Here is a 15515-nt window from a genome sequence, read left to right on the forward strand (position 1 = left end):
CTTATCCTCATATGGCGTACACCCTTGCCGTTATCGGCCAAGATTTCACCAATCAATAAATGTATCTGCGGGCGGCTTTTTAACACTTAACCCCGTGAGCATCAAGGAGAAGCGCCCCGAGACGACGGGCCGGAGCGCGATTTTTTTACCGTGAGAAAGCGGATAAGGGCGGCGTTTAGCCGGGCATTCCGCACAGTTTGGTCAGGTTGCGCGCGCCGATCATCAGCGTGGCGACATAAGATTGGCTACGCGTGACCACTTCCACCGCCACGCGATCGTTTTGATATCTTATCAGGTAGGTCGAGGGCCAGCCCTGACGGCGCTGGCCGAAGCTTTCGGCATGACGATCGATCGCCGCATGGGCAATCACCAGATGAGACAAGTTTTTATCACCTTTGATAATGCGCTTCATAAACAGCCTCCGCCAACGACAGCTCTGTTATTAGAAAAAGGAGAAACTCTTACCAATCACCGGTATTGTTCGAATCAGTTAGCCTGCCGGCTCATCAGGAAGCAGATCATCGCCGCGCGCAGCGGGCTGACGCTGTCCGCCTGCCATTCACCGCCCTGGGTGCTCATGCGCGCCTGCCATTGCGGGCTGTCGCTTTGGTTATCGGGGTTCAGACTGATTTTGTTGGCGCAAATGATCGGCCAGGCATCGGAGGGATTCTTGCAGTAATCTTTACCTTTCACACCACCGTAGGGATACCACTTGTCCGGGTTCTCCCCGGTCAGCAGCGCGATGCTGCGGTTCACTTCGGCATCGCTTTCTTCGTACCATTTAATCATCGGCTTTATCCATCTTTCGTAAGGTTCGCGCTACATTACGATGTCTGTACGACAGTTTTATGACAGCGCCGCCGGTTTTCACATTATCTCTACTAATGCTTTGCCCCCTTTATCTTTCCTTAGCGCCTGCGTACACTTTTCCCTCTGTTCAGCGCCCAGGAAATGCATGCATGTTGACCGGCCTCAATCACCTGACGCTCGCCGTCAGCGATCTCGATCGCAGCTTCGAATTTTATCGTCATCTGTTGGGGTTTACCCCGCACGCCCGCTGGCAAGGCGGCGCTTATCTCTCGTTGGGGGCGTTGTGGCTGTGTCTGTCGCGGGATGAGGCCCGGGCGCAACAAAGCGCGCGCGATTACACCCATTACGCCTTCAGCGTAGCGCCGGAACACATTGAGCAGGTCAGCGAGCGGCTGCGCCAGAACGGCGTCAAAGAGTGGAAGAGCAATCGCAGCGAAGGCGAATCGCTCTATTTTCTCGATCCTGACGGGCACCAGTTGGAGATCCATGCCGGCGATCTGGCCAGCCGCCTGGCGGCATGCCGGGAAAAACCGTATCAGGGCATGGTGTTTTACTGAGGCGCCCCGGCGGCGCTGCCGCCGGACGGAGCATCATGCTCAACGTTCGGGGATAAAACCTTTGAAATCCAGCGCGGGGCTGAGATCGTCGTCTTCAGCAGCATCGCCGCCATCAGCGCGTGCACGGTGCGCCAGGCGTTTCAACAGCGCCGTTTGTTGGCGTTGTTGCTCGGCAATCTCCTGCAGCAGACGAATCTGCTCGTTGGCGCGCACGCTGGCGCGGTTCACCAGAAACCAAATCCACAGCCCAACCAGCAACGCCACGGCGGCGAGGGCCAGCGACAACAGGCCATTCTGGCCAAAACCTAAATCGTACATGGACAACCCTATTTACTGCAACATTCAGGCCGCCATCTTAACACTCGCGGCGGCCGTGCGAACATCCCTGCCAAAAATTGCTTACCAGGGCACGAAGCGCGTTACCGAGCAGATGCCCAGCGCAAAGTTTCCGCCATCGTCGCAATAACTGTCCAGCGCCAACAGGTAGAAAAACAGGCAGGCTGCGACGGCCGTCATTATCACGAGGATTTTTTTTCGCAACAAATTTAGCAGCCTCATTGTTATCTGGGTAATCTATCGCGCATGTTATCACAGCGAAGTTAAACGAAGTTTAACTTGTCGTTTAGATTTCTGGCTATCGCCCGGTTTTCAGACTGTTACCCTTGCCGTCATGCCGTTGTCGTGGCTAGATGGCCCCTCAGGGACAATGAGGAAGCACAATGAGCAGATTGATTAAGTGGGTACTGGTGTTGGCGGTCATTTACGGCGGCTTTTTGATCTCGGGTTACGGCGTGCTGATAGGCAGCAACAAGAACGTTGGCGGGTTGGGATTGCAGTGCAAATACCTGACGGCGCGCAACGTGGCGATCGCCCAGTACGTCAATGGCGACAACGGTTTCATCGGTGTAGCCGACTGCCCGCTGTTCAAGAAAATCGAAACGGTGGTGGACTAACCGCCACCGCCCGACGCCGCCGCCCTGCGGCGGCCCCGCCTCAGCTGCGGGTGAACTTCATCTCGATCAGCGCAATCGCCTTGTCAATCGCGCGGCGAGTCACCGGATCGGCGCCTGCAGGATGCGTGGAGAAATCGATGCTTTTAAGCTGACCCGCCATCTTGTCGCGCACTTCGGTAGGCGCAATCACGTCGATAACGTCCAGAATCTGTTTGATGACCAGTTGGCAAGCGACCAGATCGGAAGCCAGTTCCTGCTCGTTGCTCAGCATGTCAGACATAATAATTTTCCTCTTGATTCAAACGCCGCACAGAATAGCACGCCGCCTGCGGCATTGCCCGCTCTCCCCGCCTTTTTCCCCCTTCTGCGCACCGCCGGGCAAAAGTCCACGGCGGATTAGCCTATACTTGCAGCATGACGGTGGCAAAAACCACCCGTAAGCCACAACCAACAGGAGAAAATTATGGCGAATCACAATGTGAAATCCTGGGCGACAGTGCGTGAAACTTCGGTGGAAATCGCCGAAGCTATTTTTGAACTGGCAGGGAACGACGAAGTGTTGGCACAGAAGATCTGGGAAGAAGGCAGCGACGAAGCGTTGGAGAAGGCCTTTGCCAAAACCACCGCCGATCAGCTTTATTGGGGAGAGGAAACCGTCGAGCGGAAAAACGTTTGAGCGGCTACGCAACAAAAAGCCCGGGTTTCTGACCCAGGCTTTCCCGATTCTCGATCGCCCCGCTCAGCGGCGTGCTATGTCTCTTGCTCTCACGGTTCTTCACCTCCCACACCTTCCGCATTTTTCATGCTCATCACCGGCATCGCCATAAAAGCGCCGACGCCCACGATTACAACCAGAGTAATAATCACTGTCATTAACATGCGATCACCCCATCAACGTTGAGTTGTTACGGCTGACTCTGTTTTGGCGGTTACTTGCTGTGGCCTTTTCCGCGTCACCCACCGCGGCGGCGACAGTCTCAGATTAGCCGTTTTTCCTTTCTACTGACAAGCCGTGGTTGAACGGTTTTTCCGAATAATTGCCCCCCGTCACCGGCGGCGTTTTTGTCCGCGGCGGCAAGTTGTGTATACTTCACCGCTATGTAGATCTCACACTGACGCACTGATGATACAAGAACACCATCTCTCATTGGTCTGCGCCCTCAGCAAATGGGTCGAAACTCACCTTGGACGAGTGATCCATCTCGAAGAGCTGGCCGAGTACTCCGGCTACTCGCTGTGGCACATGCAGAAGCTGTTCAAAGAAGCGACAGGGATTTCGCTGGGCAAATACATTCGCGAACGCCGCCTGGCCGGCGCGGTTTACCAACTGCGCAGCAGTGAAGCGTCGATCTTCGATATCGCCCTGGACTTTGGCTTCGGCTCACAGTCCCACTTCACCTACATGTTCAGAAAGCGTTTTAATATCACGCCTTATGATTTCCGCCAGGATTTGAGCGTCGATCTGCACATCGACCCGCCGTTGCACGTCATTCACCAAAAATCCGCCTGACGCCCGCCGTGAACCGGCGGGTTAACGCCCCCCCCATACCGCCAGCATCGCGATCAAGGCCGGCAACGCCTGCACCCACAAGATCTTGCGGCTGGCGGTCAGCCCGCCGAACACCCCGGCCGCCAACACGCACCCGAGAAAGAACAGCTGCAGCGCCATGTCCTCACGCCAGTAGCCCCATGCCAGCCCCAGCGCCAGAAAACCGTTGTACAGCCCCTGATTGGCGGCCAATACCCGCGTGGCCGCGGCAAACTCCGCCGTTGTACCGAAGGCGCGTCTGCCGAGCGGCGCACGCCACAGGAACATTTCCAGCACCAGGATATAAAGATGGAGCACCGCGATGAGCAACAGCAAAATATCGGCAAACAGCTTCATGATTGTCCCTATCGCTTATTGAAGATGCCATTAAGTATAATCGCGTAGCTTCTATCGCCAGACAATGGCGATAAAAAAACCCGCCGAAGCGGGTTTATGCAGGAGTCATTTTTTGAGGTTAGTTTAATACGGCGACCAACAATGCCGCGACAGAGACCCAAAACAGCGCCGTAGCAATCACGACATGGGACAGTCTTGCACGATAAAGTACCTGGCTCATAATGACCTCACTGACATCTGACTAACGGGAGACAACCTGACTTCCTGAGGGTTATCCTAAACTTCTTCTCATTGTCATTATATGCGCCAGATCACTGTTCTGCCGATAAACCTTATTCTGCGGTAAAGCTGGAGCCGCGATCACAGTAATTTCGCCTTATTAGAGCGAAATAAGCCGAATAAGCGCGGCGATTATATCCTAACGCTATCAAACATCGCCCCAGGGCAGGCGTGGCGCGGTCATGCGCTCGCCGGAATAACCGCTCACCGGCGGAAAACGCGGCGCCCCTTGTTCCCAATCATGCTGGGCCCGAGTAATTTCAGCCTTGGTATGGCCAACGAAATTCCACCAGATAAGGATCTCTTCATTTAACGGCGCGCCGCCAATTAATAATCCCCTACTGCCCTTCCGTGCATTTAACTCGATAGAGTTATTCTTCATGCCCAAATAGGCAAACTCGTCAGGTGAAAAGGTTTCACCATTAAGTTCGAATGCCCCCATTAGGGGCAAGAAGCCGATTTCATAGTCATCGCGCAGCGGCAATTGCACCGTCGCCGCTTCCTGCCATTCCATATCAATGGCGATTAATGGCGAAAGGGTAAATACCGGCGAACGATAAGCGCCAAATTCCCCAACCAGCAAACGGTGATTCACGCCGCTATTCTGCCACTGCGGCAAGTCGGGATAATGATCGAAACGCGGTGCCATGTCGGCATGTTCGGCCGGCAACGCAATCCATAATTGTGCGGCATGCAATCGCCGCGGTTCGCCCACCGACTGTTCAGTATGTGCGATCCCGTGCCCGGCGGTCATCAGATTGACCTGGCCCGGACGGATCACCTGCTCGCTGCCGAGGCTGTCGCGGTGCAGCACTTCGCCTTCGATCATCCAGGTGAACGTTTGCAGACCGATGTGCGGATGCGGCCCCACATCCATGCCGGACGAGTTACCGCTGAATACCGTCGGCCCGGCGTGATCGAGAAAGCACCAGGCACCGACGGTGCGCCTTTCCCGGGTTGGCAGCGCGCGGTTGATCGGAATGCCCCCCACTTCGGCGTTACGTACGGCAATACGCTGGATCTGGCGCACGCCGTCAACGACGGGGCACTCGCGTGAGGGTGAAGAGAGCGTAGGACGGGACTGACTCATCGCAAAGACCTCCTGAATGGCGCCGATTCGCCAAGGGATAACCGTCCCAGCTTAACACAGGACAGCTCACCTCACAGATCGGCGGCGCTCAGGCGCATTCGCGCGGATTAGGACGCTTTGATATAGCAGCTTTTGATGTCAACATCGTCGTGCGCGTGCCTGAGATCGGAGAAATAGGTCACGCCAAAGAGAATTGATACCACCAGCAGCACGGAAACCAACAGGCCGATAATCGCCAGCAGTTTGGTTTCATCATGGAGATTAGGCTCCATTTTATCTCCCCTAGTTAATCGCGTCAGGTCACCCACAGCGTGACCGCCAGCGTAAAGATAATCAGTGAGCAGGACGCCACCGCCAACACGACGATAGCAAATTGCGCATCACCCAAGGTTTCTCGATAGTTTTTATCCGTTGAGGCGTTACGCTGTTGTTTCACTAAATCGGTTTTCACTCGTTCAACTGCTGGATTGCTGTTTGGCGGGGCAAAAGGCCCCCTCAGTATAAGGCGTTAACGCTGCCGCCTTGGGCATTCCGGCCTCAACCGGGGCATGACGCTATCAACTTTCCCCATCAGGGTCAACACCGCGCCTGCCGGCGAGCGAGCGGGTACACAGGGTAGATGTAACCGACATTGAGATCGCAGGGGAATAAGAGACGGCGATTACAGAGGACAAAAAAAAGCCCGGTACGCAACCGGGCTCTGGCAGAGCGACAGATTATTGCGGGATACGCAACACCTGCCCCGGATAGATCTTGTCCGGGCTCGACAGCATCGGCTTATTGGCTTCGAAAATCTTGTTGTACAGATTGGCGTTGCCGTACATCTCTTTGGAGATCGCGCTCAGCGTATCGCCCTTCTTCACGGTGTAGAAACGGCTCTCGGCGTCGGATTGCGCCACCGCCACCTTGTCTTCCACGCCGCTGATGCCGGCCACGTTGCCAATCGCCACCAGGATCTTCTCTTTCAGCTCCTGGCTGACGGCATCGCCGGTCACTACGGCTTTACCATCGACCACCTGCACATCGACTTTGTCGGTGCCTGGCAGGCCGCTCTTATCGAGATGCTCCTTGAGTTTGGCGCTTTGATCTTCGGCGGAGGCATTGCCGGTGACTGTGTCCCACAGTTTTTCGCCCGCTTCTTTGACGAAGTTAAACAAGCCCATATTCACTCCTTTTGATGGTTGCACTGATGCATTGAAGTAAGGCTTGTTAAGCTTAGCATCGTCAAAAGGATATGCCATCCGCTCCCGGCGTCAGAAACGGTTAGAGAATTCCGAAAGTGCCGTCAGCGGCGTCTCGATGGCGATTTATCACGCAATGATGCTGAAAAATCGCGCTTTTTTACCTACACTGTTGCCTACAGGGCGGTTCGACGAAGGAGGCATGCAACGATGTACGCATTGGTGATGTTTGTCTGTTATCTGGATGGCGGCTGCAGTGAAATGGTGGTCGATATATTGCGCGACGAACCGCAATGCCTGATCGCGATGAAGGAACAGAACCTGCGCCACGCCGGTTGTTATCCCATGGAAGAGTTTATCGACGGCTTTTGGTTACCGGCCAGCGAATATTCGGATTTTTAACGCCTTCCCCGGCCAATGCTGAGGAATTTCTGATTTCATCGGAAACTTCGTCTGCCTCCGAGGCTTTAGGCCGCTGTTTTGCTAAATTGCGGCTCCCGAAGAAGAAAGACAGAGAAAGGTCATGTCAGCATCAGCTCATTCCAACGAGCATTATGAAATGCTGCTGCGCAACGTCAGCCTGGCGCTAGGCGATGCGGTGTTGCAGTTAATCAAAAACCATAAAAAGGTCTCCGGCGGCAATATTCTTTCGCAGCTGGTGACAGAGATAGAGCGAGAGCAGGATCAGCAGCGGTTTGCCGCGCTGCGTTCGGCCATCGAGCTGGTGGGGTTGGCGCCAAAAGGCTGAGCGCGCGATACAAACGAAGGCAGGGCTTGCGCCCTCCCTGAGGTTAATGACAAACCTGATGACATTGGCAGGTTTACCGAAGACCACATTTAAAAATAAGGAAAATCAATTCATTGATTTTCGGCTGATAACCACAAAGGAGGAAAACCACGCTTTTTCCTCCTTTGTCATCAAGCTAAGGCAGGGCTTGCGCCCTGCCTGATTACCGATCCCGACACAGGATGAAGGTAATGATGGAAACTTAGAAGCGGTAGGTCAGGTTGACGGCAACGATGTCGTCGGTGTTCAGCTTCAGTTTGTTGTCGTCGTTCAACTGGTTGATCTTGTAGTCGACGTAGGTGTACATGTTTTTGTTGAAGTAGTAAGTCGCGCCCACTTCCACGTATTTCACCAGATCGACATCGCCAATCCCTTCAATATCCTTGCCTTTGGACTGTACGTAAGCCACGGACGGGCGCAAACCGTTCTCGAACTGGTACTGAGCCACAACTTCGAAGTTTTGCGTTTTGTTGGCGAAGCCCGACGTGCCGTTGACGCTGATCGGCGTCATGTTGCGGGTATCGGCATACATGGCCGCCAGATAGACCTGGTTGGCGTCATATTTGATTGCGGTGGTCCAGGCGGTGGCCTTGTCGCCTTTACCGTACTGCAGCGCCTTCTGATCGCTGGTGCGGCTGGAATCGGAGAACGCCGCCGCGACGCCGATGCCGCTGCCGCCGATGTCCTGATAGTCCAGAGACATGCCGTAGCCGTCGCCGTTTTGCTTGGTTACGCTGCGCTTGTCTTCGTTGTTTTTACCCTGGTACTGCAACGCCAGGTTCAGGCCTTCCACCAAACCGAAGAAGTCACGGTTGCGGTAGGTCGCCAGGCCGTTGGAGCGCGCGGTCATGTAGTTGTCGGTGTAGCTGTAGGAGTCGCCGCCGAATTCCGGCAGCATGTCGGTGTAAGCTTCGGCGTCGTACACCACGCCGTAGTTACGGCCGTAGTCGAACGAACCATAGTTGGCGAACTTCAGGCCGGCGAAGCCCAGACGGGTTTTGGTGCCGGTGGTGCCCTGCGCTTCGTCGTGGTTGGCCTGAACGTTGTATTCCCACTGGCCGTAGCCGGTCAACTGATCGTTGATCTGGGTTTCGCCTTTAAAGCCCAGACGAACGTACGTTTTATCTCCGTCTTCACTTTTATCTTTACTGAAAACGTGTTTGGCCGAAACGCGGCCGTACAGGTCGAGTTTATTGCCATCTTTATTGTAGATTTCAGCCGCGTTGGCGAAGGAGGTGATCGCCCCGAGGGCGACAGCTAAGGCTAATACACTGCGTTTCATCATTTATTTTCCTAGGGAAGGTGCGAACAAGTTCCTGATATGAGATCATCATATTCATCCGGAGCGCATCCCAGAGGGACATCATGAGCCATCAACTCACCTTCGCCGATAGTGAATTCAGCACTAAGCGCCGTCAGACCCGAAAAGAGATTTTCCTCTCCCGCATGGAGCAGATTCTGCCATGGCAGAATATGACCGCTGTCATCGAGCCGTTTTATCCCAAGGCGGGCAATGGCCGACGGCCCTATCCGCTGGAGACCATGCTGCGTATTCACTGCATGCAGCATTGGTACAACCTGAGCGACGGTGCCATGGAAGATGCCCTGTACGAAATCGCCTCCATGCGCCTGTTTGCCCGATTATCCCTGGATAGCGCCCTGCCGGATCGCACCACCATCATGAATTTCCGCCACCTGCTCGAGCAGCATCAACTGGCCCGTCAATTGTTCAAGACCATCAATCGCTGGCTGGCCGAAGCAGGCGTCATGATGACCCAAGGCACTTTGGTGGATGCCACCATCATTGAGGCACCCAGCTCTACCAAGAACAAAGAGCAGCAACGCGATCCGGAGATGCATCAGACCAAGAAAGGCAATCAGTGGCACTTTGGCATGAAGGCCCACATTGGTGTCGATGCCAAGAGTGGCCTGACCCACAGCCTAGTCACCACCGCGGCCAACGAGCATGACCTCAATCAGCTGGGTAATCTGCTTCATGGAGAGGAGCAATTTGTCTCAGCCGATGCCGGCTACCAAGGAGCGCCACAGCGCGAGGAGCTGGCCGAGGTGGATGTGGACTGGCTGATCGCCGAGCGTCCCGGCAGGGTAAAAACCTTGAAGCAGCATCCGCGCAAGAACAAAACGGCCATCAACATCGAATACATGAAAGCCAGCATCCGTGCCAAGGTGGAGCACCCGTTTCGCATCATCAAGCGGCAGTTCGGCTTCGTGAAAGCCAGATACAGGGGGCTGCTGAAAAACGATAACCAACTGGCGATGTTATTCACCCTGGCCAACCTGTTTCGGGTGGACCAAATGATACGTCAGTGGGAGAGATCTCAGTAAAAACCGGAAATAACGCCAGAAATGGTGGAAAAAATAGCCTAAATAGGCTGATTCGATGTGTTTGCGGGAAAAAAATCGGCCCAGATCCGCGAAATTTTAATCAGCGAGTCAGCTTGGGAAGAAATGACCTGCTTATTCGCACCTTCCCTAGATATTATAATTAGAACCCTGCCCGTCACGCCCAATTTATGATTTGGGCTGTGATTTTATCTTTTGGTATTTTATGAGCTCCCCTCATGCTGGGGTGATGTGACATTAGCATCATGAATCAAAACTTAAAATCAAAAAGTTCATGAAACAACGAGGAGAAAGCATGTTTATTTGTAACCATATATTTCAAAAAAGAGAACGCATAACCCATTGAATATAAAAAATTTTTATCACATAACTTATAACCAAAACGGTGCAACGCACCAATTTAGTGCATTTTGGTTTCGTTTTGCGTGCTTTCTGCGCGATTCAAAAGTAACAACAAGATTAGCATGGTTATTAAAAGCGTTACTTATTTCACATTTTTATCTTAACAAAGTCACCAGGCAATTAAGGCTTTCCGATAACGGCTGAATACGGCCTTTATTCATTCACATAAAGAAATCCCTATAGAACGAATAAAATTCGATTTATGGCCATTTAAATAGCGGGAAATAGCAGATTAAAATAATGAAAGGAATAAACGGCAGCGCGCTGACGGCGCCGCCGAGGATAAATTAATACAACGTAGAACGGGAAACTTCGCTCAACAACATGCCGGCGCGCAGGCCCAGCGCCACAGTGGGGTTAGGAAACAGTATCCACGCGCCCTCTTGGCCAACGCGATACTCCTCCTGCGGCTGCTCGCACAGCAACATCCCCGGTTTCAACTCGGTGAAGTTGGCGGTGTCATCATCCAGATGCAGCTTGAAATCCTCGCTGTGTTTGATCAACGAGTGCATCACACGGAATACCCGAATCTCATCGGCCGCACGCGCCGGCAGGGGCCCTTCACTGACCGCCGCCCGCAGAGCGAGATCGATGGCGGCGAACTGCTGCAGATCGTTGCTGCCGAACGGCCGCGCCTTGCCCAGCTCGAGCGTACAGCTCGCCGCATTGAGATGTTCGCTGGAATAGTGGCTGAAAGTGCCGCCCGGCGCGCTGTGTACCACCAGCGCATCCAGATCGGCCGCATCCAGCAGCTTCAACATCGGCTCGCTGTACGGGCGTTTCTGGAAAGGCAGAATGCCAAAGCGCGGCAAACGCGATTCACGGATGGCGGTGTGCAAATCGTAATGGAAACGCGCCGCCTGTTCGCCATCGAAAAAGGCGGCGAGCGCACGCTCCAGCTGCTGCGCACGCACGGTTTCGCCGCTGGCGGCGAAGTTGCGGTAGCGGCCGCCGAACATGCGGTTCATATCGCTGTGCAGATAACGCTTGCCGGCCCGCATCGCCGCCGGGTTACCCAGCACCACCAACAGCCGCACCCTCAGCGGCAACCGGCCGGTCAGCAGGTCGCCGACCAGCTGATTGAGCAGTTCGATCGGCGCGGTTTCGTTGCCGTGCACCCCCGCCGACATCACCATTGCCTGGCGGTAGGGCTGCCGCGGCGTGAGCTCCAGCACCCCTTCCCCCTGCCAGCGCCAGCGCAGCTGCGGGGTTTCACCTTGCCATTCGACGGGTTCGTTCCCTTCCAGCGTCAGGGGCAGTAGATCGATCATGACGCCTCCCTTAGCGTTGGAATGGATAGATGGAGCCGAGACCGAGGATCGACGTCAGCGAATCCAGCGCCTCGCGCCCTTCGCGCAGCAGCAGCGGATCGGCCAGATCATCCTGCGTCAGGCGATCGCGATAATGGCGGTCGACCCATTCGTTCAGCGTCGCGAACAGCCGCTCGTTCATCATTACGCGTGGGTTAACCGCCCGCAGCTCCTGCTCGTTAAGCGCCACCCGCAGCCGCAGGCAGGCTGGGCCGCCGCCGTTGCGCATGCTTTCACGCAGGTCGAACACGCGAATTTCATCGATCGGGCCGCCGCTGCCGACCATGTCGTTGAGATAACGCCACACGCCGGCGTGCTGACGCGACTCCTCCGGCACGACGATCATCATCTTGCCGTTCGGCTTGGTAAGAATTTGGCTGTTGAACAGGTAGGTCGCCACCGCGTCCGCCACCGAGACGCGCTCCGTCGGCACTTCGATCGCCACCAGCTCGCTGTCCAGCGTCGCCATCTTGCGGCGCACTTCATCCAGCGCCTGCTGCTGGCGGTAAAACGCCTGCTGGTGGTGGAACAGCACGTTCTGGTTACTGACCGCAATCACGTCGTTATGGAATACGCCCTGATCGATCACCGCCGGGTTTTGCTGCACGAAGACCGTATGCTGCTCGTCCAGCTGGTGCAGGCGAGCGATCGCCTCGCCGGCTTCGCGCGTCTGGCGCGCCGGATAACGCGCCGGCGCCGTTTCGCCGCCGAACTCCTGCCGACCGTAGACGAACACCTGCACGCTGCGTTTGGCGTAGTCGCCGCCCAAACGGTTGTGGTTGGCCGCCCCTTCGTCACCGAACAACGCCACCTGCGGCAGCGCCTCATGGTGGGCGAAATGCCGATCGTCGCTGAACATCGCCCGCAATACGGCGGTGGTGGTTTCCGCTTCGATGGCGCGGTGGAATTTGTTATTCAGGTTGGCGGCGGTGAAATGCACCTTGCCGTCGGCGCTGTCCGCCGAGGGCGACACGGTGGCCGCATTGGCGGTCCACATGCACGACGCCGAACTGAGCGCCGACAGCAGGCGCGGCGACTGACGCATCGCCTGCGCCAGCACCGCCTCATCGCTGCCGCTGAAGCCCAGGCGACGCAGCATCGGCAAATGCGGGCGTTCCTGCGGCGGCAATACCCCTTGCTGGAAACCGAGATCGGCCAGCGCCTTCATTTTCAGCAAGCCTTGTTTCGCCGCCAGCTTCGGGTTCGATACGCTGTTTTGATGCTGCGTCGACGCCTCGTTGCCGAACGACAGCCCGGCATAGTGGTGCGTCGGCCCCACCAAACCGTCGAAATTGACTTCATATCCTGACATGTTTATCCCCTGGGGATAGCGTACGGCGACGCCGGCGCGCCGCCGTAGACGATTAACGGAACGACAAGCCCGGCGAGAGCGTCGCCGGCAGCGACAGGCTTTCGCTTTCCAGCGACGCCATCGGCCAGGCGCAATAGTCCGCCGCATAGAAGGCGCTTGGGCGATGGTTGCCGGAGGCGCCCACGCCACCGAACGGCGCCGCGCTGGACGCTCCGGTCAGCGGCTTGTTCCAGTTGACGATGCCGGCGCGCGCTTCCAGCAGCAATCGCTCGAACAGCTCGCGCTGCGGCGATACCAGCCCTACCGACAGGCCGTAGCGCGTCCGGTTGGCCAGCTGCAGCGCCTCGTCGAAATCGCGGTAACGCACGATGGTGGTCAACGGCCCGAAATACTCTTCGTCCGGTACGCCGGCCACGCCGGTCAGATCGACGATGCCCGGGCTGAGCAGCGAGCTGCCCGGCTCCAGCAGGCGCATGGTCAGCAGCGATTTGCCGCCCAGCGCCAGCAAGTGCTGCTGCGCTTTCAGCATGTTTTCCGCCGCGGTTGCCGACACCACCCCGCCCATGAACGGCTGCGGTTCGGCATCCCAGCGGCCGACCCGCAGTTCGCCCGCCACCTGGACCAGACGCGCGATAAAGGCGTCGCCTTCGGCCCCCTGCTTCACCAGAATACGGCGTGAACAGGTGCAGCGTTGACCGGCGGAGATAAACGCCGATTGGATAGCCAGGTTGACCGCCGCATCGCGATCGTCGAAACCGTCGACGATCAGCGCGTTGTTGCCGCCCATCTCCAGCGCCAGGATCTTCTCCGGCTGCCCCGCCAGTTGGCGATGCAGGTGATAACCGGTGCCGGCGCTGCCGGTGAACAGCAGGCCGTCGATATCCGCACTGGCCGCCAGCGCTTCGCCGGTTTCACGGCCGCCTTGCACCAGGTTGATCACCCCGTCCGGCAGACCGGCCTGCAGCCACAGCTTGAGGGTCTCCTCGGCGGTCAGGGGCGTCAGCTCGCTCGGTTTGAATACCACGCAGTTACCGGCCAACAGCGCCGGCACGATATGGCCGTTCGGCAGATGGCCGGGGAAGTTGTAAGGCCCGAACACCGCCAGCACGCCGTGCGGACGATGGCGCAGCACCGAAGCGCCGTCAGCCATCGCCGCCTGGCTAAAGCCGGTGCGCGTCTGATAGGCCTGCAGCGAAATGCCCACTTTGCCGATCATCGCCTGAATTTCGGTCAGCGTTTCCCAGCGCGGTTTGCCGGTCTCGCGGCTGATGGTTTCCGCCAGCGACTGTTTATGTTCTTCCAGCAAAGCGGCGAAGCGTTTCACCAGCTGTTCGCGCTGCTCGAACGGCGTACGCGCCCAGCCGGGGAATGCGGCGCGCGCGGCTTCGCAGGCGGCGGCGACGTCATCGGCGTCGGCGGCGTTGGCACGCCACAGCGGCTGGTTGCCGACCGGATCGGCCTTGCCGAACTCCGCGCCGCGGCCCTGCCGCCAGACGCCGTTAATCAACAGTGCAGGATGGGACATCATGGTTTCTCCTGTGCAATAAGGGGGAGCACCCGCACCGGGCTGCCCTGCTCGACGCCCAGCGCCGCAGCGGTGGCGGCGTTGATATGCAGGCGGTCGTCATACAGATCGGCATTGACCAACAGTGCGCGGTAGTTCTGATAGTTGTCGTTGGCCACCAGATGCACCGGCGCATCGGCGCGCATCGGCGTGTCATCCAGCACCACTTTCACCAGGCGGCTCTGCTTCACCGCGCGGATGTGATCGATCTCGGCTTCCAGCGTCGGGCCGCCGTCGAAGATATCGACGTAGCCCTGATAGCTCAGGCCTTCCGCCTCCAGCAACCGGCGCGCCGGCAAAGTTTGCGGGTGCACCTCGCCGATCACTTTCTGCGCGTCTTCGGCCAGGAAATCGACATACAGCGGATGTTTCGGCATCAGCTCGGCGATAAACGCCTTTTGCCCGGTGCCGCTCAGGTAGTCCGCCTTGGCGAACTCGATGGAGAAGAAATGGTGGCCGACGCTCTCCCAGAACGGCGAACGGCCGTTTTCATCGGAGAAACCGCGCATCTCGGCGATCAGGCGCCGTGAGAAACGCTCGCGGAACGCGGCAATAAACAGGAAACGCACCTTCGACAGCAGCTTGCCGTTCTCGCCGTGACGATAATCCGGATCGAGGAACAGCGTGCACAGCTCCGAATGGCCGGTATGGTCGTTGCTGAGGAACAGCGTCGGCACCGATTTATAGACGTTCAGCTGTTTGGAAGCGTGCACCTGCGTGCCGACGCGGAAGCTGTACCAGGGTTCCGCCAGGCCGACGGCCACTTCAATCGCGCAGACACCCACCGCCTGCCGGCGCTCGCTGTCCTCCAACACGAACAAATAACACTGGTCACTTTGCGGAAGTTCGCCTTGCCAGGTTTTTAACGCCCGCTCAATGCGTGCCGACAGGGTATCTTCATTTTGCGGCAGTGAAGTGAGACCGATGCCGGATTTACCGGCAAGCGTCAGCAAATCCGCCAGATCGCGACGCTCTATAGGGCGAATAATCATCATAATGCGAACCTCTTCTGAATCAGGCT

23 protein-coding genes are annotated in these 15515 nt (G+C 56.9%); 8 read left to right on the forward strand and 15 right to left on the reverse strand.

The features are described 5' to 3' along the window. Nucleotides 1-175: 175 nt before the first annotated feature. Nucleotides 176-412, reverse strand: coding sequence for a DUF4060 family protein (locus C3F38_RS16960; RefSeq protein WP_038877057.1), 237 nt, complete (start codon nt 410-412; stop codon nt 176-178). A gap of 74 nt (nt 413-486) precedes the next feature. After that, nucleotides 487-789, reverse strand: a complete 303-nt coding sequence (locus tag C3F38_RS16965; RefSeq protein ID WP_038877055.1) for a phage protein NinX family protein — start codon at nt 787-789, stop codon at nt 487-489. 170 nt (nt 790-959) lie between these two features. Between C3F38_RS16965 and fos the strand changes: the two genes are divergently transcribed. Beyond that, on the forward strand, nt 960-1367 hold the full coding sequence (fos, locus tag C3F38_RS16970; protein WP_038877053.1) for a fosfomycin resistance glutathione transferase: 408 nt from the start codon (nt 960-962) through the stop codon (nt 1365-1367). Between the two features lie 39 nt (nt 1368-1406). Here fos and C3F38_RS16975 read toward each other — a convergent pair whose 3' ends face one another. Together C3F38_RS16975 and C3F38_RS16980 are read right to left on the reverse strand one after the other, a co-directional pair. Beyond that, a complete protein-coding gene (locus C3F38_RS16975) occupies nt 1407-1685 on the reverse strand; it encodes a YebO family protein (RefSeq protein ID WP_048234326.1) in 279 nt (92 codons plus the stop codon). An 81-nt stretch (nt 1686-1766) separates the two neighbouring features. Beyond that, nucleotides 1767-1925, reverse strand: coding sequence for a PhoP/PhoQ regulator MgrB (locus C3F38_RS16980; RefSeq protein ID WP_004927688.1), 159 nt, complete (start codon nt 1923-1925; stop codon nt 1767-1769). 161 nt (nt 1926-2086) lie between these two features. Between C3F38_RS16980 and C3F38_RS16985 the strand changes: the two genes are divergently transcribed. After that, a complete protein-coding gene (locus tag C3F38_RS16985) occupies nt 2087-2320 on the forward strand; it encodes a YobH family protein (RefSeq protein ID WP_038877047.1) in 234 nt (77 codons plus the stop codon). A gap of 40 nt (nt 2321-2360) precedes the next feature. Here the strand turns inward: C3F38_RS16985 and C3F38_RS16990 are convergent, their stop codons facing one another. After that, nucleotides 2361-2600 (reverse strand): DUF2766 family protein, encoded by a 240-nt coding sequence (locus C3F38_RS16990; protein ID WP_025303170.1) that lies wholly within the window; start codon nt 2598-2600, stop codon nt 2361-2363. 183 nt (nt 2601-2783) lie between these two features. On the opposite strand from C3F38_RS16990, the gene C3F38_RS16995 reads away from it, so the two are divergent. Together C3F38_RS16995 and C3F38_RS17000 are read left to right on the forward strand one after the other, a co-directional pair. Continuing rightward, nucleotides 2784-2996, forward strand: a complete 213-nt coding sequence (locus tag C3F38_RS16995) for a YccJ family protein (RefSeq protein WP_004927694.1) — start codon at nt 2784-2786, stop codon at nt 2994-2996. Between the two features lie 447 nt (nt 2997-3443). Continuing rightward, on the forward strand, nt 3444-3830 hold the full coding sequence (locus C3F38_RS17000; protein WP_004927697.1) for a helix-turn-helix domain-containing protein: 387 nt from the start codon (nt 3444-3446) through the stop codon (nt 3828-3830). Nucleotides 3831-3851: 21 nt separating this feature from the next. Here C3F38_RS17000 and C3F38_RS17005 read toward each other — a convergent pair whose 3' ends face one another. The 5 genes from C3F38_RS17005 to lysM all read right to left on the reverse strand — a co-directional run bounded on the left by C3F38_RS17005 (nt 3852) and on the right by lysM (nt 6737). After that, nucleotides 3852-4199: a DUF1304 domain-containing protein gene (locus tag C3F38_RS17005; RefSeq protein ID WP_223294934.1), complete on the reverse strand. Its 348-nt coding sequence runs from the start codon at nt 4197-4199 to the stop codon at nt 3852-3854. 433 nt (nt 4200-4632) lie between these two features. After that, a complete protein-coding gene (locus C3F38_RS17010) occupies nt 4633-5574 on the reverse strand; it encodes a pirin family protein (protein ID WP_038877042.1) in 942 nt (313 codons plus the stop codon). A gap of 107 nt (nt 5575-5681) precedes the next feature. Further along, nucleotides 5682-5846 carry a hypothetical protein gene (locus tag C3F38_RS26425; protein WP_164491940.1) on the reverse strand — a complete coding sequence of 55 codons (165 nt, stop codon included), beginning with the start codon at nt 5844-5846 and terminating at the stop codon, nt 5682-5684. 23 nt (nt 5847-5869) lie between these two features. Then, complete coding sequence (locus C3F38_RS26430; RefSeq protein ID WP_016927390.1) at nt 5870-6025, reverse strand: hypothetical protein; 156 nt, start codon at nt 6023-6025, stop codon at nt 5870-5872. A 265-nt stretch (nt 6026-6290) separates the two neighbouring features. Continuing rightward, complete coding sequence (gene lysM, locus C3F38_RS17015; RefSeq protein WP_016927389.1) at nt 6291-6737, reverse strand: peptidoglycan-binding protein LysM; 447 nt, start codon at nt 6735-6737, stop codon at nt 6291-6293. A 228-nt stretch (nt 6738-6965) separates the two neighbouring features. On the opposite strand from lysM, the gene C3F38_RS17020 reads away from it, so the two are divergent. Together C3F38_RS17020 and C3F38_RS17025 are read left to right on the forward strand one after the other, a co-directional pair. After that, nucleotides 6966-7157 carry a YebW family protein gene (locus tag C3F38_RS17020; protein ID WP_038877040.1) on the forward strand — a complete coding sequence of 64 codons (192 nt, stop codon included), beginning with the start codon at nt 6966-6968 and terminating at the stop codon, nt 7155-7157. A gap of 121 nt (nt 7158-7278) precedes the next feature. Beyond that, entirely contained in the window at nt 7279-7503 is a 225-nt protein-coding gene (locus C3F38_RS17025; protein ID WP_055316804.1) for a biofilm development regulator YmgB/AriR family protein, read from the forward strand. Nucleotides 7504-7744: 241 nt separating this feature from the next. Here the strand turns inward: C3F38_RS17025 and ompC are convergent, their stop codons facing one another. Beyond that, nucleotides 7745-8827, reverse strand: coding sequence for a porin OmpC (gene ompC, locus C3F38_RS17030; protein WP_055316806.1), 1083 nt, complete (start codon nt 8825-8827; stop codon nt 7745-7747). Between the two features lie 80 nt (nt 8828-8907). Here ompC and C3F38_RS17035 point away from each other — a divergent pair, with 80 nt between their 5' ends. Both C3F38_RS17035 and C3F38_RS26875 read left to right on the forward strand, forming a co-directional pair. After that, nucleotides 8908-9888, forward strand: a complete 981-nt coding sequence (locus tag C3F38_RS17035) for an IS5-like element ISKpn26 family transposase (protein ID WP_009310076.1) — start codon at nt 8908-8910, stop codon at nt 9886-9888. Beyond that, nucleotides 9870-10052 (forward strand): hypothetical protein, encoded by a 183-nt coding sequence (locus C3F38_RS26875; protein ID WP_341535433.1) that lies wholly within the window; start codon nt 9870-9872, stop codon nt 10050-10052. Before C3F38_RS17035 ends, C3F38_RS26875 begins: the two co-directional genes overlap by 19 nt. A 543-nt stretch (nt 10053-10595) precedes the next feature. Here C3F38_RS26875 and astE read toward each other — a convergent pair. Genes astE through astA form a run of 4 tightly spaced genes read right to left on the reverse strand, consistent with a single transcriptional unit; the run spans nt 10596 to nt 15489 of the window. Then, the gene (astE, locus tag C3F38_RS17045) at nt 10596-11579 is read right to left on the reverse strand and encodes a succinylglutamate desuccinylase (RefSeq protein ID WP_038877034.1); all 984 of its coding nucleotides are present in this window, start codon (nt 11577-11579) and stop codon (nt 10596-10598) included. A gap of 10 nt (nt 11580-11589) precedes the next feature. Further along, nucleotides 11590-12930: an N-succinylarginine dihydrolase gene (gene astB, locus C3F38_RS17050; protein ID WP_038877031.1), complete on the reverse strand. Its 1341-nt coding sequence runs from the start codon at nt 12928-12930 to the stop codon at nt 11590-11592. A gap of 52 nt (nt 12931-12982) precedes the next feature. After that, nucleotides 12983-14455, reverse strand: a complete 1473-nt coding sequence (gene astD / locus C3F38_RS17055; RefSeq protein ID WP_038877345.1) for a succinylglutamate-semialdehyde dehydrogenase — start codon at nt 14453-14455, stop codon at nt 12983-12985. Continuing rightward, a complete protein-coding gene (gene astA, locus C3F38_RS17060) occupies nt 14455-15489 on the reverse strand; it encodes an arginine N-succinyltransferase (protein ID WP_047730514.1) in 1035 nt (344 codons plus the stop codon). The genes astD and astA overlap by 1 nt, the downstream gene beginning before the upstream one ends. Between the last annotated feature and the right edge of the window lie 26 nt (nt 15490-15515).

This window comes from Serratia sp. SSNIH1 (assembly GCF_002935055.1).
Classification (GTDB): Bacteria; Pseudomonadota; Gammaproteobacteria; order Enterobacterales; family Enterobacteriaceae; genus Serratia; species Serratia nevei.